The organism is Demequina litoralis (assembly GCF_030418455.1).
GTDB lineage: Bacteria > Actinomycetota > Actinomycetes > Actinomycetales > Demequinaceae > Demequina > Demequina litoralis.
The window spans coordinates 101,642-124,897 of the sequence record NZ_JAUHPW010000001.1 but is presented as its reverse complement, the minus strand read 5'-3'; the positions used below and the strand labels follow the sequence as shown (position 1 = coordinate 124,897).

Below are 23,256 nucleotides of genomic sequence, written 5' to 3'. Positions count from 1 at the left end.
TCACCATGGCCAAGCCGATCATCCTCGCCGTCGACGACGAGCCGCACGTCCTGAACGCCGTCGCGCGCGACCTCCAGGAGCGCTACCGCGGCGACTACCGCATCGTGAAGGCGCTGTCCGGGCAGGAGGCCCTCGAGGCGGTCCAGGAGTTCAAGCGGCGCGGCAGCGCGGTCGCCCTGCTCGTGGTGGACCAGCGGATGCCGGGGATGAGCGGCGTGGAGCTGCTGACAGAGGCCATCACCTTGTACCCCGACGCGAAGCGGGTGCTGCTGACGGCGTACGCCGACACCAACGCCGCGATCGCCAGCATCAACGAGGTCGCCCTCGACTACTACCTGATGAAGCCGTGGGATCCTCCGGAGGAACAGCTCTACCCCGTCCTCGACGACCTGCTGGACGGCTGGGCCGCGCACGTCCCCGTGCCCTACGACGGCATCAGGGTCGCGGGCACGCTGTGGTCGCCGCGCTCGCACGCGGTCAAGGAGTTCCTCGCGCGCGGACAGATCCCGTACCAGTGGCTCGACATCGAGAAGGACGACGAGGCGCGCGCCCTCGTCGAGGCGTCCACCGGGGACCGGAGCGTGGTCCCCGTGCTGTTCTTCCCCGACGGGACCCTCCTCGAGGACCCCGACCTGCACGTGCTGGCCGACAAGGTGGGGCTGAGGACGCCGGCGCTCAAGCCGTTCTACGACCTCATCGTCATCGGCGCCGGCCCCGCGGGCCTCGCGGCCGCGGTGTACGGAGCCTCCGAGGGGCTGCGCACGGTGGTGGTCGAGCGGGAGGTCCCGGGAGGGCAGGCGGGGACGAGCGCACGCATCGAGAACTATCTGGGGTTCCCCCAGGGCATCGGGGGCGCGGACCTCGCGAGGCGCGCCGCGACCCAGGCGAGGCGGCTCGGCGCGGAGCTGCTGGTCACGCAAGAGGTCACCGGGGTGCGGTTGGAGGGGCCGTACCGCATCGTCACGCTCGACGACGGCAGCGAGCTGAGGTGTCATGCGCTGCTGATCGCGACCGGCGTGACCCTCCGGACCCTCGACGTCCCTGGGCTCGAGCCGCTGCTCGGCGCATCGGTCTACTACGGCGCGGCCACGTCGGAGGCGTCGAACTACCGCGACCGCGACGTGCTCGTCGTCGGGGGCGCGAACTCCGCCGGGCAGGGCGCGTTGTTCCTGTCGAGGTTCGCGCGCAGCGTCACCATCCTGGTGCGCAAGGACTCGCTCCGCCACAGCATGTCCCAGTACCTGATCGACCAGATCGACCGCACGCCCAACATCGCGGTGAGACCGAGCACGGAGATCTCCGCCGTCACCGGCGACGCGCGTCTCGAGACCGTGACGCTCGTGGACCGTGGGTCCGGCGAGAGCACGACGATGCCGGCCGACGCGATCTTCATCTTCGTGGGCGCGGTCGCGAGGTCGGACCTGGTCGCCGAGCTCGTCGAGCTCGACTCCGCGGGCTTCGTCCTGACCGGACAGGACCTGGTCGCGGGCGGCAGGCGTCCGCGCGGCTGGCACCTGCAGCGTGACCCGCTGCTGATGGAGTCGAGCGTCCCGGGCATCTTCGCCGCGGGCGACGTGCGTCACGATGTGGTGCGCCGGGTCGCCTCCGCCGTGGGCCAGGGCTCGGTCGCGGTGAGCGCGGTGCACCGCTACCTCGAGACCGTCTGAGAGGGTGCGCTCCCGGCGGGGCCGGCGGGCCGGGGTCGGCGACGGCGCCGGCGCCGGCGCTATCGACCCGCGAGGATGTCCCGCCAGTCCTCCGGGACACGACCCGCGGGCCCGGGCGCCGGCTGATCCTCCGGGTGGCTCGTGGGCTCGGCGAGCGGCGGTCCGTCGAGGAAGGTCTCGCCCGGGAAGTCCCAGCACCAGTCCTCCCCCGGCTCGTAGCTCTGGACCACGGGGTGGCCCGTCGCGGCGGCGTGCCGTCGGGCGTGGGTGCTCAGCGATCCGTCGCAGCACCCGACATGACCGCACCGGGCGCAGCGCCGCAGGTGCCACCACCAGCCTCCGGTCTGCTCGCACTCGAGGCAACCGGGCCCGCTCGGCGGCACGGTGGTGTCGAAGGCATCAGCTGCTCCGGTCGGCATCGCATCCTCCTCGTCGAGCGGCAACCCACGGCAGAACCCGTGACCGCCCACCCCGCAGGCGCGGAGCCGGGCGGACCGCTGATGATGAGGGTAACCAGTCGCGACCTTCCTCGGGCGGCGGGCCGAGACGGGAGGCCGGTGAGCATCGCACCGGACCTCGCTACGTCTCCCCGCACCGCTGACGGCGGCTCGAACCCGAGGGTCCGAGCCGCCGCAGCAGTCCAGGGTGCGCGAACGCGCGTCAGTCGCAGAATCCGTCCAAGGCGAGGGCTCCATGCGACCATCGTCAGCAGGGCACGATGCGATGGACCGCCAGGAGGATCCACGTGGCAGCAGTGGGAACGGAGAGCTCCGAGCTCGCGGCGTCGCAGATCTCTCGCGCGCTCGAGGCTCTCGCGGGGCGCAGCATCGCGGTCCTCACCGGCGCCGGCGTGTCGACCGACTCCGGCATCCCAGACTATCGCGGCGACGGTTCCCCTCGGCGCACGCCCATGACGTTCCAGGAGTTCACGGGCGACGAGGCGAAGCGGCGACGCTACTGGGTCGGCTCGCACCTGGGTTGGAGGTCCTTCTCCTCCACGCGCCCGAACCGGGGGCATCGCGCGCTCGCCGCGCTCGAGGCCGCCGGCAAGGTCACCGGCCTCGTCACTCAGAACGTGGACGGGCTCCACCTGCGGGCGGGCTCGCGCGAGGTGGTCGAGCTTCACGGCGACATGCGGAGCGTGTCGTGCCTCTCGTGCGGCACCCGCGTCCCTCGCGAACTGGTCGCCAGGCGCCTCGAGGGCGACAACCCCGCGCTCGCGCGCCCCGACGGCGTCACGCTGGGACCCGATGGCGACGTGCTGCCGCAGTCGTGGGAGAACGTCACGGTGCCGGGGTGCACCGTGTGCGGCGGGATGCTCAAGCCCGACGTGGTCTTCTTCGGGGAGCTCGTCCCCGCCGCGCGGACCCGCGCGGCTGAACGGGTGGTCGACGAGGCCGAGGCCCTCCTGGTCGCGGGATCGTCGCTCGCCGTGAACTCCGGCCTCCGGCTCGTGTCGCGCGCCCATCGGCGCCGGTCGCGGATCGTGATCATCAACCGCGGAGCCACCAAGGGCGACAGCCGTGCCGACGTCAAGATCGACGCCGGCACCACAGAGACCCTCGAGGTTCTCGCGTCCGCGTTGGTGTAGCCCGGCAGCACCGACGACGAGGCTCGCGCGGGCCGCGCGTGGCCTCGACCACGGCCGGCACCTGCTTCCTGCCCGCGGACCAAGGGACCGATGCACTCGGTGACCTGGTGAGCGTGAGCGCCGAGGAGGTGGTGGTGGAGACCAGGCGCGGCACCGTGCGTATCGTCGGCGACACCATGGTCACGGCGAAGGAGGTGCCGCCCGCGCATGGGTGACGGCTCCCGTGGGGGATCCACGCGACTCCACATGCACCGGCCACCACGACCGCCAGGTCGCGACGCCGAGGACTCCCTTGGCCACCCGCGGCTAGGCTTTCATGGTGATCGGCCCCCACCCGCGCATCGTCCCCGCTGGCGCCCGCGCCTGCCCTCGTCGGTGTGTCGACGGCGATGTGATGCGGTGAGCGTGATCTTCGACGCGCTGCGGCGCTGGCCCGATGTCGAGGCTCCCGACCTCGTCGCCGTCGACGCGGCAGATCGTCTGATCTTGGACGAATCCGCGGAGCTGCGCGCGGCTGCCCTGCCGGGCGACATCGTGGTGATCAACGACGCCTACGGCGCTCTCACCCTCGGGGCGGCACATGCCGGTGCGAGCGGGATACGTACGCACATCGACGCCATCACCGGTGAGCGCGCGCTCGAATCGAACGCCTCTCGGGTGGGCCTCACCGGCCGCTTCCGCCCACTGCCCCTCGACGCCGGGTTGGTGAGCGGGGCGCGGATCGCCCTGCTGCGCCTGCCCCGCTCCCTCGACGCACTACGCGACATCGTCGGCCTGATCGCCGCGCACGCCGACCCGAGCGTGGTCGTGGTCGCGGGCGGGCGCCTCAAGCACATGTCGGTGTCGATGAACACGGTGCTGAGCGAGAACTTCGGGCAGCTGGACATCAGCCATGCCCGGCAGAAGTCGCGGGTGCTCATCGCCCGTGCGCCACGGGATGGCCGTGATCCCACTCCTGCCGCCGCGCAGGTCGCGGGTCTCGAGGTGCGGGCGTACGGCGGCGCCTTCGCGGGCGCACGGGTCGACATCGGCACCCGCCTGCTGCTCGAGAACCTGCCCGCTGCTCCGGTCGGCGGGACGCCGAGCGATCCCCTCGTCGATCTGGCCTGCGGCACGGGGATCATCGGTGCGTGGATGGCGACGCGGCATCCCGATGCGCACGTGCACGCGTGCGATCAGTCGGCTATCGCCGTCGCGTCCGCGCGAGCGACGATGGTCGCCAACCGCATCGAGGACCGGGTGACGGTGGTGCGCGACGACATGCTCGGCGCCAGACCTTCCTCCAGCGCCTCTCTCATCACGTTGAACCCGCCGTTCCACTCGGCCGCGGCTGTCACCGACCTCATCGCGCCGCGCATGTTCGCGGACGTGGCCAGGGTCCTGCGCCCCGGAGGTCAGCTGTGGTGCGTGTGGAACTCCGGGCTCAGGTACCGACCGCTGCTCGAGCGCGCGATCGGTCCTACCGAGCAGGTCGCGCGCAACGCCAAGTTCACCGTCACCGTCTCGACGCGTCGCTGAGCGGTACCCGACCGGTCGCTCCGGGATGGCGGCGGCGGGAGCCCACACGATCGCGCCGCGTGTATCCGGTGCCCTTCCCTGGGCCACGGCTCGGACTCAGGTCTGATCGGACAGCAGCAGCACCCACGCCCGACCGGCGTCCAAGCGCGCGAACATGAACGCCGCCTCAGCGCCGTCGGATCTGTGGATCGCCCAGCCCCCCTGGTGGAGCCACCGCCCCGCGTTGGCGGGAGCGGACTCGAGGAGGTCCGCGAGGGCGTGGTCGCCCGCGTCGCGGAGGATCTCGAGGGCGCTGAGCAGCGGGATCAGACGGGCGCAAGCCTCGATGACATCCTCGATCGCGTCCTCGTCCGCATGCATATCGAAGCCCGCCACCAGCGAGTCGACCACGGCATCCGCCAGAGCCGGCCGGTCCGGATGCGAGCGCGCCACGGCGCCGTGGACATCGTCCGCGACCGTGGGGTCCTCCGCGTAGAGCTCGCGGAACTCCTCGATCTCGATCCAGAGCGGGTTGTCGTCGGGCTGGGCGGTGCTCACCCCACCAAGGTAGACGCAGCTGCTGATGGCGCGTCGCCTCGAACGGCACGTGCCCCGTTCACCGGACCCGCGTGATCCACCACGCCACCGGCGGGATCATCGCCGAGCACGTCCGCGACGAGACCCGCGACTACCACCCCAAGAAACGACAAGAGGCCCTCCCCGAAGGGAAGGCCTCTGTCAACGATGCCCCGACACATCACACCGTCGGGCTGACAGGACTTGACCCTGCGACCCCCTGCAGGGACCGGGCATTTCCCGGTCATTCGCGGTCGTCCTGGAATCTCGCGGATTCCCTCGGCTTATTCGGGAGCGTGGCGGCTCCCTCATTCCGACTGTACCCGGTCATCTCCGGTTGGTCCCGGTTGAATCTGATGACAATTCGATGGGGTCACGTTTCCGGTCGCCAACGCTAGGCCGCATGCTCGACTCCGCCGCGCAGCGGCTCATCGGGGTTCATTCGCCCCGGTCGTCGAAGGCGGTGTCGAGGAGCCCTTGCAGCATGTCACGCAGTTCAGGACGGTGGGCGTGCATCTCGAGTCGCGCGACGGCGAGGTCGTAGCACTCGGCGTCGACGCGTGAGCCGACAACCCAGACGACGACGATCGAGTTGTCGGCTTCGACGCGAAACACGATGCGGTACTGGCGATTGCCGACGACGAGTTTGCGCAGCCCGGTAAGGTTTCCCGACGCCCGCGAGCCGAGAGGCGCGCCACGCTGCTCAGGCGAGTCCTTGAGCTTCTTCAGGCCGTTCAAGACTGCCTTGCGGGCGGATCCGTCGAGGGCGCGGATGTCTTCCTGCGCCTCGGGGGTCAGGACGATGGTTGCCAAGGTGGGCCTTCCTGCTTGGCGTCAGTCGTCGAGGTCGACGCCGAGTTCGGAAGCGAACTCCTCCAGGGTCTTCCGGCCGCCGCCGTCGTCGGTGGCGATGCGGGTGAGGGCGACTGCGAGCAATCGCATGTCCTCTTCCCTCTCCGCGACGCGATCGAGTTGTTCCATGTCGGCCATCGGGACGATGGCGACGGAGGGCTCGTTGTTCTTGAGCACGACGACGCGGCTACCGCAGGCGACTCGGGCCGTGATGCTGGCGAAGTCACGTGCGGCCTTCGTCGCACTGACGAGGTCGCGGGTATCAGTCTTCACAGAATCCTCCTCGCTCCCGCAGCGCCTGGCAGCGGGGCGACTGCCCGGCACCTGGCCGGGGTGGAAGTCTCGGCGCCTGGCCGGGACACGGGGGCACCTGGCCCAACTCCATGCGCACAACCATACGTATGATCATGCGCATTGTCGAGCCACTTGACCATCGCCCAGCCCCCGGACTGCCCCGATCACACTCGCGCGTAGCGCGAAATGGACTCGGAAACTGAGTCGTGGCCCGGCACGGCCCCGCGTCAGTTCACTCGAGCCTCTACGAGTCCCGGGGCGCAACATGATCCCGGTTGAATCTGATGAGCAAATGATGACCGGGTCATGTCACTCCATGCAAAAAGTCCTGGCAACCCGTGAGTTACCAGGACTTTCCGCTTGCTACACGTCGGGCTGACAGGATTTGAACCTGCGACCCCTTGACCCCCAGGTGAGCGCCCATGATCCATCGACGTCCATCGCCGTACGTCCATGACGGATTGTCACACCTGGTAAACACTCGTCTTTCATCCCTGGTCGTCCACGAGTGTCCGGCGCGGTCCGTCGACGCACGTCACGGCTGGTTGCTGTACGCGTTGCTGAATCAGGAACGCCGCGCGCGCACACGCCCAAGCACCTCCATCGCCTCGGCCTGACCTTCCGGATGAATGTGGCCGTAGAACGAATCGGTGATCGTGATCGAAGAGTGCCCGAGGATCCTCGAAACCTCGACCATCGGGATCCCTGCCGAAAGCAACTCTGCGGAAGCCGAGTGGCGCAGCGTGTGGACGTTCACGCCTTCCCCGAGGCCTGCCGCCTTCGCGGCGGTCGTCATGAGCCGCAGCACATTGCGCGGCTCGACGGGACGTCCGAACGCAGTGGTGAAGACGAAGCCCGTCTCCTCCCACTCAGGGCCCGCTGTCGCGCGCTCCGCGTCCTGAGCGACCTTCTCCTCCGCAAGGACCTGAAGCGCGACCCCCGGGAGTGCCACCGTTCGACGAGAGCGATCGGACTTGGGATCAGTAACCACCAGCGCCTTGCCCACGCGCGACAGGGTCCCCGCGATACGCGCTTTACCTGCGCTCGCGTCGGCGCTCATCTGAACGTCCTCCCAGCGGAGCGCGAGGGCCTCCCCTCGCCTGACGCCGGTGGCGGCGATGAACTCGAGCACGCGAGCGTAGCGGCGCCCCTTCGCAGCGCTAAGCATGTCACCCACCTCAGCACTCGTCAGGTAACGCTGTTCCTTGCGTGCGACCTGAGGCCTGCCCACCGCAGCGGCCACGTTGCGGGCCACGAGCCCGTCACGCTCGGCCGTAGCGAGCACCTTGTGGAGCACCGTGTAAACCTGCCGCACAGTTGAATCCGAGAGGCCCTCGTCCCGCATCTCGCCGAGCAGACGCTCCACATCCGGCGAGGCGAGCCGGTCGAGGCCGATCGCTCCGATACTCCGGGCGGCGAGGTGCTTGCGTGCGAGAGTGGTGTAGGTGTCGCGCGTAGTCGGTTTGACAGGCGCGACGTCAAGCGTCACCGCCGCCCATTGGTTCACCGCGTAATCACCTAGAGCAATTCGAGCGTCCTTGATCGGCTGATCCCTCTCGATGCGGGCAAGCCTCGCCTTGCGCTTGTCCACAGCCTCACGTCGCGTCGCCCCGGTCGACTCGCTCCGCTTACGCTGTCCCGTCTTCGGGTCTGTGTAGGTGAACGATGCCACCCACTTCCCCGTGTCGCCACGCTGGTAGACGGACCCCTCGCCGTTGCCGCGCTTGCCTGCCTTCGCCACGTCCAACTCCGTTCATCTGGGCACGTTGGGCAGGACCGTACACCATGACCCCTTAACTTCGTTTACACGCGCTGCCATGAACGCCCACTGGAGTCTGAGCAGATCCGCGCTCCCGGCCCACTCCGGATTCGTCAGCACCTCGACGGACCCAAGGAGTCACCATGCCGACGAACTCTCCCCTGCTCTACACCCCCGCCGACGCCGCCCGACTGCTCAGCATCGGGCGTTCGACGCTCTACGAACTCATGGATGAGGGCGTGGTCCCGTTCGTGAAGATCGGCCGGTCGCGGCGCATTCGCACCGAGGCACTCGAGGCCTACGTCGATTCACTCTGACCTGCGCTGCGCCGGCAGCCACCACCGCACAACTCGACAAGCAAAGCCCAATGGGCGCCAGAAACGCCTTCCAACAACCCAAGAGGAAACATGCCCGCCGTAGACACCAATCCCCGCACCTCTGCGGCCGATTCGCTCGCACGCCGCCGACACCTGCGCTTGCAGCCCGAACCCCACGCCCGGCTACTCCGACTGCAGTGCTTCAGCCCGCAAGACGACTGGACGTATCGCGTGACCCTTCCGAGCCCGGCAGTGCTCGCGAATGCGTGGGTACTTCCAGACTTTCGCGACCGCGGCCTGGAGATCCTCTTCCGCCCGGGGGTGACGGGGCTCTATGTCCGACGCATCGGATCGGACGAGGTCCCGCAACCTCTCGACCTCCAGGCGACCGTCACCGCCCAGCGTGAACGCCTCGCGGCCCTCCCCGAAGACAGGCCCGGCGGAACCCACGAGCCCTACCGGGGCGCGCGCATGGCGGCCCTGTACGGGGATCGGACGGCCGTTGAGGACTACTTGCTCGCGGCGGTCAAAGCCACACGGTCGGGAGCGAAACCCTGGACGCCGCCGGAAGATCGGCCGCCTGCTCAGGCGCGCCCCCCAGCGTTCGCCCCGGCCGCGCGTCAGCGAATCCACCGCGCCGGACTCGCCGACCGGCGCACTGCGACATCCGCACAGTGGCTCGCGACGCACCTACGCGACCGCTTCGACACTGAAGAGGGCCCCGAGTTCATGCCCACCTCCACCCTGTGGAGCGAAGCGCTCTCAACCGTCGAGGACCTCGACGACGATCCCGAATTCGCCGCATTTGCGATGCCCGGGCGCAACGGCTTCCTGAAGGTCGTCGATGCGATTCTGGGCGGTCGTCAACGCCGCGCTACTGGCGCGGGATACAGCCTCCCGGCGGGTAACGAACTCCTGCACCTCGTGAGCGACGCCGAGGACCATGCGGATGACGCCGCGGATCGTGCGATCGCTGCGACGCAAGCCGCGCGAGAGGCGGAGCGACAGCGCCTAGCAACCGGTGCCGGCACGCCGGGTCGATCGGAGCCTCCCGGTCGCTGACACTTCTCCGGTCACGATGACGTTGCGCCCCCGTATCTCTATTAGTTGTTTGAGAGTGTTGCCCCTCAACAACGAATAGGAAGATGCGGACGGGTACGTCATCGTGACCGGGGAAGCATCACCCACGGCCGGCGCGCCTCGCGCGGCCCGCTCGGCGAGGGAGGCGCACAGCCTAGGGTTCGATCACGAACTCCCCATCAGACCGATAGGCGATGGCAAACCCGACGCTCCGAACGAGATCGCGAAGATCCTTCACCGGGCGTTCCGGAACCAGCACGCAGCATCGCAATCCCTCGATCGGCACGTGCCGGCGGTAATCGAGGAGTTGTCCGACCGCGAGTCTCACGTCTGACCGCGAAGCCGACGACTTCGCTTCGAAGAGGGTCTTGGTCTCCGCGTCGTAGACATCGGTGAGCAACGGACGCGCACCGCCAGGAAGGCTGATCGCCCAGCGTCCAAGGTCACGACCGAGGTGAGCGACGAAGTCCTCGACGAGCGATGCCTCCTCCTTCGACGCAGTCATCGGCGCCGAACCGCTAACTTCGTAGAACTCAGACGAGTTCACCTCGCGAGCGATCTGCGAGGCCCTCGGCGTCCGCGGAGGCTCGTCCGCCAGCGGCGTGCCCGGCGGAAGCGGCGCTTGCGGCGTGCCACCTTCAGGGATAAGCCGGAAGACCAAGACCGTTCGGGCGCGCCCCTCGCGATCAGGGGCCGGCTCCCGGCGCATTGGCGCATCCGGATCTAGTCGATACGCGCCGAGGTACTCGTGTTCCTTCTGCTGCGATCCCGGAGACGACCCAACCGCGACGAACAGTCGCAACGTCCGATCGTCCTTTGCGTGCTCTATGAGCGAACGGTTTTCGGCTTCTACCTGGTCGCCGACCGTTCCGCGCCCGGTGTAGTAGTACGCATCGCCACTTGGGGAAGGGCCGTCGTACCGATAGCCGTACTTCTCCCCCTCCGCAGGATCCGAGAATACGAGCACGTTCGGCGTCTTCGCCGAAGGCACGATGCCCCCGGAATAGACGCTTCCGCCGTAGTCGCGCACAAGGTCAGCCCGCGTCCGAATCGCGCCAACCGGAAGCGCCCACTGAGCCAGCACCATCGCGAACCCCCAAGTATTTGATCAACCACGAACCTACCGGCTGCGCTCGGCGATCTTGGCGCACGACTCCAGAGTTGGCATCCCGCGAAGGAGGCCAGGCGCGACGCAATCCGCGCAGATTGGACGCAAACCCCAACCTAGAGCCGGGCTACGGGCGTGCGTCGCGCGCGGCCTTGTTCACACATGAGGCATTGTCCGCGCCGCGCGCAGCAGTTCCTCGCGCGTCCCTTTCGCAGCGTCTGCGACGGCGGAGAAGAGTGTCACGATTTGGGTCAGTTCGACGTGGAGCAACCGGTCGTGTCGGCTGCGGTCAGACGCGAAGGCAGCACCCGTGATTCGGCCTGGTTCGTCTTCGGCGCCAGTCCGGATGTCAAAGTAGTACGCCGAGTGCATTAGCCAGTTGAGCAAGTCCCACGCCTTCACCTCCGTAGGCGTGCCCGCGCCCGCGTAGTAATACGTGAGCGGGTTGTAGTCGAGCACATACGATGTGCGCGGCTCCGGGCTACCCTCAGGCAGCGGGAAACCGACAACGGGGATTGCGGCCTCGGTCACCGACCTCGGCACCGCGTCAATTTCGCCGAGGCGCCTTGCACAGAACGCTCCAAACATGACGTCCATCTCCGCGCCGTCGTCCCGCTGCCCGCTGAGAACGTCATCCAGTGCAGCGACTGACTCCCGGAGGCGCTCTACCCACGGCTCGGACTGCATCATGACGGCTCGAATCGGCATGGACAAAAACTAGCCGACGCCTGGCCCCTCGCTCCGGTCGAGCCCGGGCAGCACTCGTCGTTGCCTCACAGGCGCTTAGATGGGTGCGAGCCCACCGCAGAGTCAGGCCGTGACCGCGCACCACGACGCAACACATTCACTCCCGCAGCGCGATGAACAGCAGGCTACGCGTCTCGCACAGAACCGCCCTCGCCGATCGCTGTCGAAATCCGGCCGCCTAGCGATACGACGAGGCACTTATGAAGACGCCCGCTTTCGAATAGCCGTGTGCCCCCAGCATCTGCCGCAGCGCCAACGCGGAGTCTTCTCGGGCGGGGATAGGCCCGACAGCGGCACCAACCAATGGCAGAGCCCCCGGATACTTGCGCTTCCGCCAACCCTGTGCGGAACCCGAGACCCTGAGGAAGGCCGTGACGCCGTATCCAGATGCGCGAAAACTCAGGGCTGCGATGTCGTCATGGTGGAAGACCATCCGCGCTTCTCGCTCGTCGGCATACTCGGGACCCTTCATGTAGATCAGCCCCCGCAACAGAGACATCGCCTGGATCTGGTCAACAGCGGATGCGGGGTCGAATGGCTCGCCGTTTGCGGGCGTTGCATAGGCAATGAACCCAAGCAGCTTCCGCAGCAAGAGTTCTTGGGCGTCTCGGTCGTAGACCACGGCGCGCCACGATTCGTCCTCACGCTCACCCCCGGGCTGTGGCGTACATGTCGCCAGCGGCTCGTGCGGGTCAACGCGGATTGCGTGCGGAGACGCACCGCCGTAGGTACGCCACTGCGTGAGTGAGTCGGGAGCCGCTGATGCAGACAGCACGCAGATCGGCGTGTTGTTGGCGATCTCCAACGCCAGTCCAACGACACCCTCGATCCGCCGCTTCTGCCGAGGATGGAGTCGAGCGGAGAGCCGCGCCATCTCAAGGTGTTCGGCAAGTAGCGTTCGCCCGTACTGCAACTCCATCGAATCATTGAGATGTCTCAGGCCGCTGGCCCAAAACTCGCCGTTCGTGACCACCCCAATCGCGCCAGCCGCATCCGTGTAGTGCCAGAGTTCCTTCACAGAGAGAGGAAAGAACGGCGCCTCGGGAACGAAGAACGAATCTGCGAGAGACTGCTCGCTTCGTTCGCCGAATAGGTCAACCTCCGGTATGCGATTGACTTCATCATCGAGAGGCCAGGGCATCATCGCCCCAGCGAAGTAGTTGCCCACAGGATCCGGCTTGGTTGGCGGCAGAACCTCATAGTCGCCGGCGCAAGAGGAATCGTGCAGTGGCAGTACTCGTCGCGCCTTCGGCGACTCCTCGCGGCGTTCCAGCGACCGGCTGCCGCCCTCCGTTGTATCCGACATCAACGCCTCCGATAGCCAAGCCCCACACACTTGCCGGCCACGCTATCTAGGGCGATCACTTCTGCCTTCGAGCGCCACGCGATAGGGGGCACGACCCCCTCCCTGGGAGCCGATGCCGAGCCCGGTGCGCACGGCGGCTACCACCGCGCGCGGGTTCCGGGGCCCGACACAAATGCTCGAAACGGCCATAACCCGATCGCTCCTGTGATCACGGATGCCAGTTCCCAACGACTAGTGCGGGTTTCGACGAAGCCGTGCCTCGCGAGCGCCCTGATCTCGTATCGCCAGCAACCGTGAGTTCCACCTCTGAAAGCGCCACCAGTGGCCCAGAGCACTTGCGAATCCCGCGAATCCGAGAAACCCCAACCAGACTCCGAGTGAGAGAAAGATCTCGACCCAGGGAGCCTTCAACAAGTCACCTCCCATGACGCCCGCTAGCCCCCACAGAACCAAGGCAGCGAGGTAGACATGCACCACGACGAAGACGTCGTGGACCTCGTCCATATCGCTATCGCGTGCCCGCACGATCTCGCCGACTGGCTCGCTACGGATGAGGTCAGTCGTGTTCTTCCACAGCGTCGCGACCGCTATCGACAGGCTGACACCGACACCGAATGACCAGGTAGCAATGCCAGAGACGGCGCGAATCTCCCAATCTCCCGCTAGCAGGACGAGCGCGGCAACCAGCCCCGACGCCGGCGCCGCCCAGAACTCCCAGGAGTTGGCGGTCCGCCAGAGCCGTTGCAGCCTAGTCGTCGCTCTCTTCATCGGGTCCAGTCTCCACCAACGCACCGACATCAGACGCATCGGGCATCTGAGACACAAGAAGATCCGAGGGAGCCTCATGCGCGCCGCGCCCCTTGACGACACGCTTCGACGGCACGCGCCCAGACTGGCTCTGCGGCTTGACCCAGTTCGACTCGTGCCCGTCCGCTAGCACGCCGGAGATCGTCGCCTTGCCGTAGTTCCGGATCGTGTGATCGAGCGCTTGCTGGAAGATCTCCGACTGGTCGTCGAGGCCGTCGTTCTCCCTGGCACGCGCGGAGATCTTCACATACTCGGCGTGAGTACCCTCAACCATCTTCTCCACGTAGGGACGACCGCCGTAATGCGGATTCGGTCGCTGCATCCGAAACTCGAACGCCACGATGCGCTTCACGCTCGCGCGCCACTCGCTGTAGTCGCTTTGCCGTGCAAGGCCGAGGATCTTCCACTCATAGGGCGAACCCGGCGCATTCAGAAGTGCTTGAAGGGCGCCCGTGAACGTCGTCTCGCGCACAACGCCTGGGATCAACTGATACGTGATCAGGCCATCCGTCTTTCGGAGGATGAACGGGACCACGCGTCCACTCGGCGCCTCACCGTGAACGAAGTCCTTGGCTTCCAGATCGAAGTCGAGGGTCTCCGCCTGACCCGGCACAAGGAATCCGATACGGCCGTAGTAGTAGTCATCCGTCTCCTCGACCACCTTCGTGATCTTCCACGTGCGGCCGTGGCGCGTGATCGACGTGCCTGCAACCCAACTCACCTTGACCGCGCCGTCGACATCATCGAGAAGACTCGTGAATACGGCACGCGCGTAGCCGAGATGGTAGTTGCGAATTTCGTCCGACACTGCGCCCCCCAGGATGGCCACTGATAGCCCTTGTACCTGCGGCTATACAGTACTCATCCGACGCCTTCGCGTATGTCGGCACGCCGACAGCAGCATCGGCCCGCCGGCGCGCCGACGCGACCGGCTGGGAAGCGGTTGCTGCAAGCGTTGCTGTATCGACCCCTTGAGACAGCGAAGAGGGCCATCATCGCTAATGCGAAAATGGCCCTCTACCTGCTGTTTCACTAGTCGGGCTGACAGGATTTGAACCTGCGACCCCTTGACCCCCAGTCAAGTGCGCTACCAAGCTGCGCCACAGCCCGTGACAGCCCGATAACTATATCGGAATCCGGAGGCCGCGCTGACCACTTCGATGCCGTCCGCCCGAGATTCGCGCGATGACAAAGTGATGGAGCCCGCCCAGTACATGCAACGTCCCGCCTGGCAGCCGCCCGCAGCCCTCATCCGAGATGTTCGACGAGCGCGTCGAGGAACGCGCCGGGCCGCTCGAGGTGCGGCGAGTGCCCGCAACCGTCGAACGCGATCTCCCGATAAGCGCCCCCATGAGCGACGTAGCGGTCGAGCACGGCGCGAGTCTGCGCGATCATCGGCTGGGCCGGCGCCTCCTCGACACCTGGCCATCCGGGGATAGCCCCCAGCGCACCCAGGTGGTTGAGGTCGAACAGGGAGGCGTCGGAGACGATCGCGTCCTCGGTCCCGCGCACCCACAGGATCGGCGGCCGCGCCTCCGACTCGGCGATCCCGGACACGTCGAACCAGCATGGCGCCATCGTGTTGAGCACGCCGCGGCGCCCGGGCCCGAAGCCCGGCCATCCCTCCGCGGGCACGGCGTCCCCCGGATAGTTGTCCTCCCCCGTGGCGGTCGTGAGCATCGACTCGACCCACAGGTCCTCGAGCACCGCGGGCTCCGCCGCGGCCGCCACGTACGCGGTCCGGAACACCGAGCGGGGCGACACCGGCTGGTCCGCGGTGCGGACCCCCGCGGCCAGGGCCGCCACGAAGGCCCGGTTCGCGCCCCCGCCGCCGGTGCCGGCGCAGTCCTCCCGCAGCAGGCGCCCCTCCGGCCCGGCCGTGCCGCCGAAGCCGTACGGCGACACGGGAGCCACCAGGGTGAGCCCCGCCACCATCTCGGGACGGTCGAGCAGCAGCTGCATCGCGACGCCGCCGCCCATCGACCAGCCGACCACCTCGACCGGCCCCGTGCCGAGCTCGTCGAGCACCGCGGCGACGTCGTCGGAGAAGTCCCGCACGGCGCGCGTCGCGTCGACCGGCAGCGTCTCGGAGGCGCCGAAGCCGCGCAGGTCGATCGCGAGCGCGCGGATGTCCGCGGGCAGGCCGAGCATGGTCGGCTGCCAGAACAGAGCCGAGGAGACGTTGCCGTGCACGAAGACGACGGTGTGGCGCGGCGCGGCCGCCTCCCTCTCGATGACGTGCGCCGCGAGCCGCGGCGTGCGCACCACGCGCGACGTCAGACCCTCCATGGGCGCGATGCGCCCCTCCTCCGAGACGGTCATGCGGTGCTCCTCTCCCCTGCCAAGACGCCTGCCACGGCGGGGGCGACGGCGTCGGCGCCCTCCGGCGACATCACGAGCGTGTAGTGGTTGACCCCCTCGACACGCTGGTGCCGGACCGCGGGCAGGCCGGCGAGCATCGTCGCCAGGCGGGACTCCTCGTAGAGCCCGGGCTCCTCGTCGAGCAGGCCGCGCGGCGCCGTCAGCATAAGCGTCGGCGTGTCGAGCGACGCGAGCGCCTCCCGCAGCGCGTCCCCGGTGGTGAGGTCGATCGTGTCGTCGACGGTGGTCGCATAGCTCGTGGCCGGGCGCAGACCTCCGTCGCCGGGCACGAGGTCGTAGGCGAAGTACGCCTCGAGCTCGCGGGTCCAGCGCCCCGCGAACGCCGGGTGCTCGTGCCAGAAGTCGAGGTACGCGTCGACGTCCCGGAAGCGCATGGACAACCGCGCCGCCGTCGGGCCGAGGATCGCGGCGACCGTGTCCTCGGCGGACAGGCCCGCGGGTGCGGCGAGCGGCAGCCCGCCATCGATCAGCACCAGGCCGGTCACCCGGTCCGGGGCACGATGCGCGAGCACCACCGCGACGAAGGCCCCCATCGAGTGGCCGACCACGGGCACGGACTCGAGCCCGAAGGCGTCGAGCACGGCCACGAGGTCGCGCGCATGCGCCTCCATCCCCGCCGGGCCACGCACCGCGTGGCTGCCGCCGCGCCCGCGCAGGTCCGGAGCGATGAGCCGCAGACCCGGCAGGCGCCGCGCGAGATGCGTGAAGGCCAGGTGCGAGCTGGTGACGCCGTGCACGAGCAGCGCCGTGCCCTTGGTCTCTCCCGCGGGCTCCCACACGCCGACCGCGAGGTCGCCGCCGTCGACCGGCACCGCGACCCGCCGGTAGCCGGGGCCGCTCATCGCGCCGTCCAGCCGCCGTCGATCGTGTACGAGGCCCCGGTGGCCATGCCGGCCGCGTCCGACGTCAGCCACCCCACCAACGAGGCGACCTCCTCGGGCTCGACCAAGCGCTTGACCGCGGTCTCCGTGAGCATCACCTTCTCCACCACCTGGTCCTCGGGGATGCCGTGCACCCGCGCCTGGTCGGCGATCTGCTTCTCGACCAGCGGCGTGCGCACGTACGCCGGGTTGATGCAGTTGCTCGTGACGCCGTGCGGCCCGCCCTCGAGCGCGGTCACCTTCGACAGCCCCTCGAGCCCGTGCTTGGCGGACACGTACGCCGACTTGTAGGCGGACGCGCGCAGGCCGTGCACCGAGGAGATGTTGACGATGCGCCCCCAGCCACGCGCGTACATGTGCGGCAGCGACGCGCGGATGAGGAGGAACGGAGCGATGAGCATGATGTCGTGCAGCAGACGGAACGCGTCGGGGTCGAACTCGTCGAGCGGCGACACGCGCTGGAGGCCCGCGTTGTTGACGAGCACGTCCACGTCGAGCGCCAGCGTGTCGAGCTCCCGCGTGCGCGACAGGTCGACGGTCCACGCCTCGCCGCCGATCTCCGCGGCCACCGCCTCGGCGGCCTCCGCGTTGATGTCGGCGACGACGACACGGGCGCCGAGCGCGGCGAGCTCCCGCGCGCAGGCGAGGCCGATACCGCTGGCGCCTCCGGTCACCAGGGCCTTGCGCCCCTCGAGATCGGCGGTCATCACCCTTCCCTCCCGGCGGTGAGCGCGTTGCGCACCACCCTCATCACGGACTCGAACACGTCGTCGGGCAGCCCGGGCGCGCCCTCCTCGGTGCGCTCCCACAGCAGATAGCGCATCCCGACGAGCTCGCCGATCCCCATGAGCGTCCACGCGGTGACCTCGGGGTCCAGGCCCGGGTCGACGTCACCCTCGGCCTGCGCGCGGCGCAGGCCCTCCTCGTACCCGGAGACGATGCGCTGGTAGTGCTCGCGCATCGTCCCCGGCGAGACGTACTCGGCCTCGCGCACCACGCGGTACAGCGCGGGGTGCTCCGACGTGAAGCGGAAGAAGCCCGCGAAGCCCGCACGCTCGGCCTCGAGGCGGCTGGCCGCCCCGGCCATCTCCTCGCTCATCGCGTGGCGCACGCGCCGGTTGAGGTCGAGCGCGAGCGCCTCGAAGATCGCCTGCTTGGAGTCGAAGTACAGGTAGAACGTGCCGAGGCCGATGCCGGCGCGCTCGGTGATCTTCACGATCGAGGCCTCGTGGTAGCCCTGGTCGGCGAACACGTGCTCGGCGGCCTCGAGCAGGCGTGCGCGGGTCTTCTCGCCGCGCTTCGTGAGCGGCTTGCCGGCCGTCGACGTGGGCTCCTCGATCTCATCCACGCTCACGGGACACCTCCTCCACGATCCGCGCCGCCCGGTCCCGGAGGACCACGCGGCGCACCTTCTGCGATCCGGTGCGCGGCAGCTCGTCGACGAGCACGATCCGCACCGGCACCTTGAAGCCGGCGAGCCGCGTGCGCGCGTGCGCGAGCAGCTCGTCGGCCGACACGAGCGCGCCCGCGCGCGGCTCGACGAACGCGACGCCGCGCTCGCCCCACACAGGGTCCGGCACCCCCACGACGGCGGCGGCCCCGACGAGCGGGTGCCGCTCGAGCGCCCGCTCCACCTCCGCGGGCGCGACGTTCTCGCCACCCGAGATGTAGATGTCCTTGAGCCGGTCGACCACGCGGTACACGCCGGCGGCGTCCCGCGCGGCGAGGTCGCCGGTGCGCAGCCAGCCGCAGTCGAACGCGCGCGCGGTCGCGTCGGGATCGTCCAGGTAGCCGGCGAACACGCTGGGGCCGCGCACCTGCAGCTCGCCCGTCGCCGCACCCTCGAGCGCGATCCCGGTGCCGGGATCGACCAGCCGGACCTCGACATGCGGATAGGGCCTGCCGACCGCGCCCGGGTGGAGGTCGGCCTCGCCGGCCGGCAGGCACAGCACGTTGGGGCCGGCCTCCGTGAGCCCGTAGCCGGCGGACAGGGTCACGCCGCGCTCCGCCCAGGCGGCCAGCACCTCGGGGTCGGCGGTGGCGCCGCCCACGACCGCGAGCCGCAGCGACGACACGTCCGCGTCCGCCCAGCCCGGGTCGTCGGCGAGCAGGCGGTACTGGGTGGGCACGCCCATCATGCACGTGACGCCGCGCTCCGCGATGAGTCGCAGCACGCGCGACGGCTGGAACGTGCTCTCGAGCACCACCGTCGCGCCGCGCCACCAGGCCAGCAGCGGCTGCACGTTCCACGCGGCGACGTGGAACTGCGGCAGCATCGCCAGCACCACGTCGTCCTCATGCACCGGCAGCGCGCCGGCGAGCGCGAGGTTGTTCCAGAAGCAGCCCTCGTGGGTGAGGACCGCGGCCTTGGGCTCGGCCTCGGAGCCCGACGTGTAGACGATGAGCAGCGCGTCGTCGTCGCGCACGGCCCGCGGCGCGGCGTCCCGGCCGACGTCGGGCACGCGGGCCTCGATCCCCGCGCTGCCGAGCATCGCCACCGGCGGCGGCGCGCCGTCCCACGCCGTCGCGGTCATCGCCTCGGCGACGAGCGTCGAGTGCTCGTCGTCGGCCGCGACGATGGCGGGGCGCGTGCGGACGAGCAGCGCTGCAAGCTCGGTGGAGGTGAGGCGCCACGACAGCGGCACGAACGCGACGCCGGCGAGCGCGCACCCGAAGAACAGCACCACATGGTCCGCGGAGCTCGCCGACACCGTCGCGACACGGTCGCCGGGACCGTACCCCGCCTCCCGCAGCCGCGACGCGAGCGCGGCGGCGCGGTCGGCGAGCGTCCGGTAGTCGACGGTGAGGCCGCGGTCGTCAACAGCGATGCGCTCGGGCGAGCGCGCGGCACGATCGATCAGCCACCGGCCGACGGTGTGCGCGGCCGTCACGAGCGGGACTCCTGCCCGGCGGTCTCGAGCACCTGCTCGGGGCCCTCGATCCGGCCGGCCGGCGCATCGTCCGACATCTCGAGGTCGGCGTGCGCGCTGCCGGCCCGCCGGCGCCGCACCCACGAGTCGACGGTGCCGGCGATGCCGCCCGGCAGGAACATCACGACGAGGATGAACAGCGTGCCGAGGATGAACAGCGGCTCCGACAGCGGCACGCGCAGCACCGACGGCAGCGACGCGATCGCGTCCGAGCCGGCGAGCACCGTGAGGCGCTGGTCGAGGATCGTGTAGACCACACCGCCCACGATCGCACCCCAGCGGTAGCCGACGCCGCCCAGCACCACGATGACGAGCACCGTGATGGTGAGGTCCGCCGACACCGAGCGCGGCACCGTGCCCGACTGGAGGAGCATGTACGCGACGCCGACGAGCGAGGCGCACAGCGCGGCGATGACGAAGACGAGCAGCCGGGCGCGGGCGGGCTCGAGGCCCAGCACCTTTACCCGGAGCTCGTTCTCGCGGGTGGCGCGGGCCAGGTGGCCCAGCCGGGACCGGTCGACCCACACCGCGACGAGGTAGACGACGATGAGCACCGCGAGGGTCGCCCAGTACAGGTTGCGGGTGTTGACCACGCCCACGAGCCAGTCGGGCACGCCGGCGGTGTTGAGGCTGAGCCCCTCCTCGCCGCCGGTCACCGCCGAGTTGCGGCGCACCAGCACGGAGCCGGCCTGCGCGAAGGCGAGCGTCACCATCGCGAACGGGATGCCCGACACGCGCATGGACACGGCGCCCGTGATGAAGGCGATGACGAGCCCGCCGACGAGGGCGACGATCACGCCGGGCCACAGCGGCACGCCGAGGTTCTCGAGCCCGATGCCGAGGCCGTACGCGCCGGCGCCGAAGTACAGCGCGTGGCCGAAGGACAGCATGCCGGCGGTGCCGAGCAGCATGTTGTAGCTGAGCGCCAGCGCCGCGAAGATCATCGCGAGCGACAGCAGGGCGAGGGTGCCGGGCTGATAGGTGGCGGTGGGCAGGATGCCCGGCAGCGAGATGTTGAGCAGCGGCAGGCACGCCATGAGGATGACGAGCCCCACGCCGACGACGAGCGGGACGGGGATGCGGCGCGCGGCCGCGACGGCGGCGGTCATGCGAACCTCCTTCCGAGGAGACCGGACGGTCGCACGAGCAGCACGCCCGCGAGGGCGACGACGACGATGATGTCGCCCGTGCCGCCCAGGTAGTAGTTGGCGAACTGCTGCAGCACCGCGACCATGACGGAGGCGATGGCGGCGCCGGGCAGCGACCCGAGGCCGCCGATGACGGTGACGATGAACGCGAAGATCAGCAGCGTCGAGCCGAGGTGCGCGGAGACGTAGCCCGTGTAGTGGGCGGCGAGCACGCCGCCGACGCCGGCGGCGGAGCCGCCGATAGCGAAGACCAGCAGGAACGCGGTCCGCACGTCGATCCCGAGCGCGGTCACCATGGCGCGGTTCTCGACGCCGGCGCGGATGATCGTGCCGAAGCGCGTGTAGCGCAGGAACACCACGAGGGAGATCAGCAGCGCGGTCGCGGCGGCCATGAGCACCCAGTACGTGTTGGGCACCTGCGCACCGAGCACCCCGGTGGTCTCCCGCATCCAGGCGGGGGCCTGGATGTAGATGGGGTCGGACCCCCAGATCCCCTCGAACAGCGCGACCGCGGCGAACGCGAGGCCCACCGTGACGAGCACCTGCTCGATGTGCCGCTCGTACAGCGGCCGGATGAGCGCGAGCTCGGTGAGGGCCGCGATGCCGGCGCCCACGAGGCCGCCGACGAGGATGGAGACCGCGAAGGCCCACCAGGTGGTGGAGTCGAGCCGGCGTGCCACCTCGAAGCCCATGAAGGCGCCGAGCGTGAGGAACGCGCCGTGCGCGAAGTTGAGGACGTGCATGAGGCCGTAGATGAGGCTGAGGCCGGACGCCACGAGGAAGTACAGCGCGCCGAGCCCGACGCCGGTGAGGAGGACGAGGACGAGGGTGCTCATCGGGCGCCTCCCGTCGCCGGGGCCACGCCCACGCCGAGGAGGCGGTGCGTGAGCTCCTCGTCGCCGAGGATGTCGGCGGCGCGGCCGCTGTGGACCACGCGGCCGCCGCTGATGACGATCGCGTCCGTCGCGAGGCGGCGGACCACGTCGAGGTTCTGCTCGACCAGCAGGATGGGCACGGTGGTGGAGGCCTCCTCGAGGGCGTCGGCCACCTGGTCGACGATGAGGGGCGCGAGCCCCTTGGTCGGCTCGTCCACCAGGAGCAGCCGGTTGTCGTTGATCAGGGCGCGCGCCAGGGACACCATCTGCTGCTGCCCGCCGGACAGCGTGCCCGCCATCTGGCGGCGACGCTGCACGAGGTCGGGGAACAGCGCGTCCACGAGCTCGCGGCGCGGCTGACGCTGGCGGACCGCCAGCTGAAGGTTCTCCTCGACGGTGAGGCTGCCGAAGACCTCACGGTCCTCGGGGACGTAGCCCACGCCCTTGCGGACGATGCGGTGGGTGCGGAGGCCGTCGATCCGCTCGCCCGCGAGGCGCACCTCGCCGGAGCGGTCGATCAGGCCCAGGATGGACCGCAGCGTCGACGTCTTGCCGACGCCGTTGCGACCGAGGACGGCCGTGATGCCCGTGGCGGGCACGGTGAACGACACGTCCTCGACCACCTGCTGGCCGTTGATGGAGCCGTGCAGGCCCTCGACCTCGAGGATGGTGCTCATGCGGCGCTCCCCAGGTAGGCGGCCTGGACCCGAGGGTCGGCCATGATCCGTTCCGGCGTGTCGAAGGCGACGATGCGGCCGGCCACCAGCACCGCGACCTTCTCGACGAGGCCCATGAGGACCTCGAGGTGGTGCTCGACCATGAGCACCGTGCAGCCCTTCACCCGGTGGAGGTCGCGGATGCGCTCGACCAGGCCGGGGACGTCGCCCGAGCCGACGCCGGCCATCGGCTCGTCGAGGAGGACGAGCCGCGCGTCGGTCGCGAGCAGCACGGCGATCTCGAGCTTGCGCTTGTCGCCGTGCGAGATGTCCCCGGCCGGGACGTGGGCGCGGTGCTCGAGCCCCACCTGGGTGAGGGCTTCGTGCGCGGCCGCCGTGGCCGCATCGTCCCCGCGCGGGAAGCGCAGGAGCGAGTAGCTGCCGCCGCGGGCGGCCTGCGCGGCCACCCGGACGTTCTCGAGCACGCTGAGCCGCGGGAAGTTGCTCGAGGTCTGGAAGGTGCGGCCGAGTCCCGCCCGCGCCCTCGCGGGGACCGAGGTCCCCGTGATGTCGCGGTCGTCCATCAGCACGCGGCCCGACGTGGGCGTCACCACCCCGGAGATCGCGTTGAAGAGCGTCGTCTTGCCTGCCCCGTTGGGGCCGATGACGCCGACGAGCGAGCCGGGCGGGATGTCGAGGTCGATGCCGTCGAGGATGGTGGCGCCGCCGATCGTCAGGCCGAGGCCCTCGACGCGGAGCGCGGACGGGACTGCGGTGCTCATG

25 protein-coding genes and 1 tRNA gene are annotated in these 23,256 nt (G+C 69.5%); 6 read left to right on the top strand and 20 right to left on the bottom strand.

Translation table 11 applies throughout. The features are described 5' to 3' along the window. The first annotated feature begins 5 nt into the window (after positions 1–5). On the top strand, positions 6–1,667 hold the full coding sequence (locus QQX09_RS00600) for an FAD-dependent oxidoreductase (protein ID WP_301130770.1): 1,662 nt from the start codon (positions 6–8) through the stop codon (positions 1,665–1,667). A gap of 59 nt (positions 1,668–1,726) precedes the next feature. On the opposite strand, the gene QQX09_RS00595 is transcribed toward QQX09_RS00600, so the two are convergent. Beyond that, entirely contained in the window at positions 1,727–2,086 is a 360-nt protein-coding gene (locus QQX09_RS00595) for a UBP-type zinc finger domain-containing protein (protein WP_301130769.1), read from the bottom strand. Between the two features lie 326 nt (positions 2,087–2,412). On the opposite strand from QQX09_RS00595, the gene QQX09_RS00590 reads away from it, so the two are divergent. The 3 genes from QQX09_RS00590 to QQX09_RS00580 all read left to right on the top strand — a co-directional run bounded on the left by QQX09_RS00590 (position 2,413) and on the right by QQX09_RS00580 (position 4,776). Further along, a complete protein-coding gene (locus tag QQX09_RS00590; protein WP_301130768.1) occupies positions 2,413–3,258 on the top strand; it encodes a Sir2 family NAD-dependent protein deacetylase in 846 nt (281 codons plus the stop codon). A 38-nt stretch (positions 3,259–3,296) separates the two neighbouring features. Next, complete coding sequence (locus QQX09_RS00585) at positions 3,297–3,473, top strand: hypothetical protein (protein ID WP_301130767.1); 177 nt, start codon at positions 3,297–3,299, stop codon at positions 3,471–3,473. A gap of 184 nt (positions 3,474–3,657) precedes the next feature. Then, the gene (locus tag QQX09_RS00580) at positions 3,658–4,776 is read left to right on the top strand and encodes a class I SAM-dependent methyltransferase (RefSeq protein WP_301131145.1); all 1,119 of its coding nucleotides are present in this window, start codon (positions 3,658–3,660) and stop codon (positions 4,774–4,776) included. A gap of 96 nt (positions 4,777–4,872) precedes the next feature. Here QQX09_RS00580 and QQX09_RS00575 read toward each other — a convergent pair whose 3' ends face one another. From QQX09_RS00575 to QQX09_RS00560, 4 genes are all read right to left on the bottom strand, one after another. Continuing rightward, positions 4,873–5,313: a hypothetical protein gene (locus tag QQX09_RS00575; protein ID WP_301130766.1), complete on the bottom strand. Its 441-nt coding sequence runs from the start codon at positions 5,311–5,313 to the stop codon at positions 4,873–4,875. A 456-nt stretch (positions 5,314–5,769) separates the two neighbouring features. Beyond that, on the bottom strand, positions 5,770–6,144 hold the full coding sequence (locus tag QQX09_RS00570) for a type II toxin-antitoxin system RelE family toxin (RefSeq protein ID WP_301130765.1): 375 nt from the start codon (positions 6,142–6,144) through the stop codon (positions 5,770–5,772). A gap of 21 nt (positions 6,145–6,165) precedes the next feature. Next, positions 6,166–6,456, bottom strand: a complete 291-nt coding sequence (locus QQX09_RS00565; protein ID WP_301130764.1) for a type II toxin-antitoxin system prevent-host-death family antitoxin — start codon at positions 6,454–6,456, stop codon at positions 6,166–6,168. A 586-nt stretch (positions 6,457–7,042) separates the two neighbouring features. After that, positions 7,043–8,218 (bottom strand): tyrosine-type recombinase/integrase, encoded by a 1,176-nt coding sequence (locus QQX09_RS00560; RefSeq protein WP_301130763.1) that lies wholly within the window; start codon positions 8,216–8,218, stop codon positions 7,043–7,045. Between the two features lie 161 nt (positions 8,219–8,379). Between QQX09_RS00560 and QQX09_RS00555 the strand changes: the two genes are divergently transcribed. Together QQX09_RS00555 and QQX09_RS00550 are read left to right on the top strand one after the other, a co-directional pair. Continuing rightward, positions 8,380–8,553: a helix-turn-helix domain-containing protein gene (locus QQX09_RS00555; RefSeq protein WP_301130762.1), complete on the top strand. Its 174-nt coding sequence runs from the start codon at positions 8,380–8,382 to the stop codon at positions 8,551–8,553. A gap of 90 nt (positions 8,554–8,643) precedes the next feature. Next, positions 8,644–9,615 (top strand): hypothetical protein, encoded by a 972-nt coding sequence (locus QQX09_RS00550; RefSeq protein ID WP_301130761.1) that lies wholly within the window; start codon positions 8,644–8,646, stop codon positions 9,613–9,615. Positions 9,616–9,787: 172 nt separating this feature from the next. On the opposite strand, the gene QQX09_RS00545 is transcribed toward QQX09_RS00550, so the two are convergent. From QQX09_RS00545 to QQX09_RS00475, 15 genes are all read right to left on the bottom strand, one after another. After that, positions 9,788–10,720: an SRA domain-containing endonuclease gene (locus tag QQX09_RS00545; protein ID WP_301130760.1), complete on the bottom strand. Its 933-nt coding sequence runs from the start codon at positions 10,718–10,720 to the stop codon at positions 9,788–9,790. Positions 10,721–10,897: 177 nt separating this feature from the next. After that, positions 10,898–11,449, bottom strand: coding sequence for a hypothetical protein (locus tag QQX09_RS00540; protein WP_301130759.1), 552 nt, complete (start codon positions 11,447–11,449; stop codon positions 10,898–10,900). Between the two features lie 217 nt (positions 11,450–11,666). Further along, positions 11,667–12,794, bottom strand: coding sequence for a hypothetical protein (locus QQX09_RS00535; RefSeq protein WP_301130758.1), 1,128 nt, complete (start codon positions 12,792–12,794; stop codon positions 11,667–11,669). Between the two features lie 231 nt (positions 12,795–13,025). Continuing rightward, a complete protein-coding gene (locus tag QQX09_RS00530; protein ID WP_301130757.1) occupies positions 13,026–13,562 on the bottom strand; it encodes a hypothetical protein in 537 nt (178 codons plus the stop codon). Then, positions 13,543–14,430 carry a DUF4747 family protein gene (locus tag QQX09_RS00525; RefSeq protein WP_301130756.1) on the bottom strand — a complete coding sequence of 296 codons (888 nt, stop codon included), beginning with the start codon at positions 14,428–14,430 and terminating at the stop codon, positions 13,543–13,545. Before QQX09_RS00525 ends, QQX09_RS00530 begins: the two co-directional genes overlap by 20 nt. Before the next feature lie 207 nt (positions 14,431–14,637). Continuing rightward, positions 14,638–14,711: transfer RNA gene (locus tag QQX09_RS00520), tRNA-Pro, on the bottom strand. Between the two features lie 138 nt (positions 14,712–14,849). Further along, the gene (locus QQX09_RS00515) at positions 14,850–15,923 is read right to left on the bottom strand and encodes an alpha/beta fold hydrolase (RefSeq protein WP_301130755.1); all 1,074 of its coding nucleotides are present in this window, start codon (positions 15,921–15,923) and stop codon (positions 14,850–14,852) included. Then, complete coding sequence (locus tag QQX09_RS00510) at positions 15,920–16,825, bottom strand: alpha/beta fold hydrolase (protein ID WP_301130754.1); 906 nt, start codon at positions 16,823–16,825, stop codon at positions 15,920–15,922. Before QQX09_RS00510 ends, QQX09_RS00515 begins: the two co-directional genes overlap by 4 nt. Further along, positions 16,822–17,571 carry a 3-hydroxybutyrate dehydrogenase gene (locus tag QQX09_RS00505; protein ID WP_301130753.1) on the bottom strand — a complete coding sequence of 250 codons (750 nt, stop codon included), beginning with the start codon at positions 17,569–17,571 and terminating at the stop codon, positions 16,822–16,824. Before QQX09_RS00505 ends, QQX09_RS00510 begins: the two co-directional genes overlap by 4 nt. Next, entirely contained in the window at positions 17,571–18,218 is a 648-nt protein-coding gene (locus QQX09_RS00500; protein WP_301130752.1) for a TetR/AcrR family transcriptional regulator, read from the bottom strand. Before QQX09_RS00500 ends, QQX09_RS00505 begins: the two co-directional genes overlap by 1 nt. Then, positions 18,205–19,755, bottom strand: coding sequence for a class I adenylate-forming enzyme family protein (locus tag QQX09_RS00495; protein WP_301130751.1), 1,551 nt, complete (start codon positions 19,753–19,755; stop codon positions 18,205–18,207). Before QQX09_RS00495 ends, QQX09_RS00500 begins: the two co-directional genes overlap by 14 nt. After that, on the bottom strand, positions 19,752–20,903 hold the full coding sequence (locus tag QQX09_RS00490; RefSeq protein ID WP_301130750.1) for a branched-chain amino acid ABC transporter permease: 1,152 nt from the start codon (positions 20,901–20,903) through the stop codon (positions 19,752–19,754). Before QQX09_RS00490 ends, QQX09_RS00495 begins: the two co-directional genes overlap by 4 nt. After that, positions 20,900–21,778 carry a branched-chain amino acid ABC transporter permease gene (locus QQX09_RS00485; RefSeq protein ID WP_301130749.1) on the bottom strand — a complete coding sequence of 293 codons (879 nt, stop codon included), beginning with the start codon at positions 21,776–21,778 and terminating at the stop codon, positions 20,900–20,902. Before QQX09_RS00485 ends, QQX09_RS00490 begins: the two co-directional genes overlap by 4 nt. Further along, positions 21,775–22,494 (bottom strand): ABC transporter ATP-binding protein, encoded by a 720-nt coding sequence (locus tag QQX09_RS00480; RefSeq protein ID WP_301130748.1) that lies wholly within the window; start codon positions 22,492–22,494, stop codon positions 21,775–21,777. The genes QQX09_RS00485 and QQX09_RS00480 overlap by 4 nt, the downstream gene beginning before the upstream one ends. Further along, complete coding sequence (locus QQX09_RS00475) at positions 22,491–23,255, bottom strand: ABC transporter ATP-binding protein (RefSeq protein ID WP_301130747.1); 765 nt, start codon at positions 23,253–23,255, stop codon at positions 22,491–22,493. The genes QQX09_RS00480 and QQX09_RS00475 overlap by 4 nt, the downstream gene beginning before the upstream one ends. Position 23,256 lies beyond the last annotated feature (1 nt).

Coding starts and splice junctions, on each gene's coding strand:
- QQX09_RS00600 (WP_301130770.1), top strand. CDS start 6: ATGGCCAAGCCGATCATCCTCGCCGTCGACGACGAGCCGCACGTCCTG.
- QQX09_RS00595 (WP_301130769.1), bottom strand. CDS start 2,086: ATGCCGACCGGAGCAGCTGATGCCTTCGACACCACCGTGCCGCCGAGC.
- QQX09_RS00555 (WP_301130762.1), top strand. CDS start 8,380: ATGCCGACGAACTCTCCCCTGCTCTACACCCCCGCCGACGCCGCCCGA.
- QQX09_RS00550 (WP_301130761.1), top strand. CDS start 8,644: ATGCCCGCCGTAGACACCAATCCCCGCACCTCTGCGGCCGATTCGCTC.
- QQX09_RS00545 (WP_301130760.1), bottom strand. CDS start 10,720: ATGGTGCTGGCTCAGTGGGCGCTTCCGGTTGGCGCGATTCGGACGCGG.
- QQX09_RS00540 (WP_301130759.1), bottom strand. CDS start 11,449: ATGCCGATTCGAGCCGTCATGATGCAGTCCGAGCCGTGGGTAGAGCGC.
- QQX09_RS00535 (WP_301130758.1), bottom strand. CDS start 12,794: ATGTCGGATACAACGGAGGGCGGCAGCCGGTCGCTGGAACGCCGCGAG.
- QQX09_RS00530 (WP_301130757.1), bottom strand. CDS start 13,562: ATGAAGAGAGCGACGACTAGGCTGCAACGGCTCTGGCGGACCGCCAAC.
- QQX09_RS00515 (WP_301130755.1), bottom strand. CDS start 15,923: ATGACCGTCTCGGAGGAGGGGCGCATCGCGCCCATGGAGGGTCTGACG.
- QQX09_RS00510 (WP_301130754.1), bottom strand. CDS start 16,825: ATGAGCGGCCCCGGCTACCGGCGGGTCGCGGTGCCGGTCGACGGCGGC.
- QQX09_RS00505 (WP_301130753.1), bottom strand. CDS start 17,571: ATGACCGCCGATCTCGAGGGGCGCAAGGCCCTGGTGACCGGAGGCGCC.
- QQX09_RS00490 (WP_301130750.1), bottom strand. CDS start 20,903: ATGACCGCCGCCGTCGCGGCCGCGCGCCGCATCCCCGTCCCGCTCGTC.
- QQX09_RS00485 (WP_301130749.1), bottom strand. CDS start 21,778: ATGAGCACCCTCGTCCTCGTCCTCCTCACCGGCGTCGGGCTCGGCGCG.
- QQX09_RS00480 (WP_301130748.1), bottom strand. CDS start 22,494: ATGAGCACCATCCTCGAGGTCGAGGGCCTGCACGGCTCCATCAACGGC.
- QQX09_RS00475 (WP_301130747.1), bottom strand. CDS start 23,255: ATGAGCACCGCAGTCCCGTCCGCGCTCCGCGTCGAGGGCCTCGGCCTG.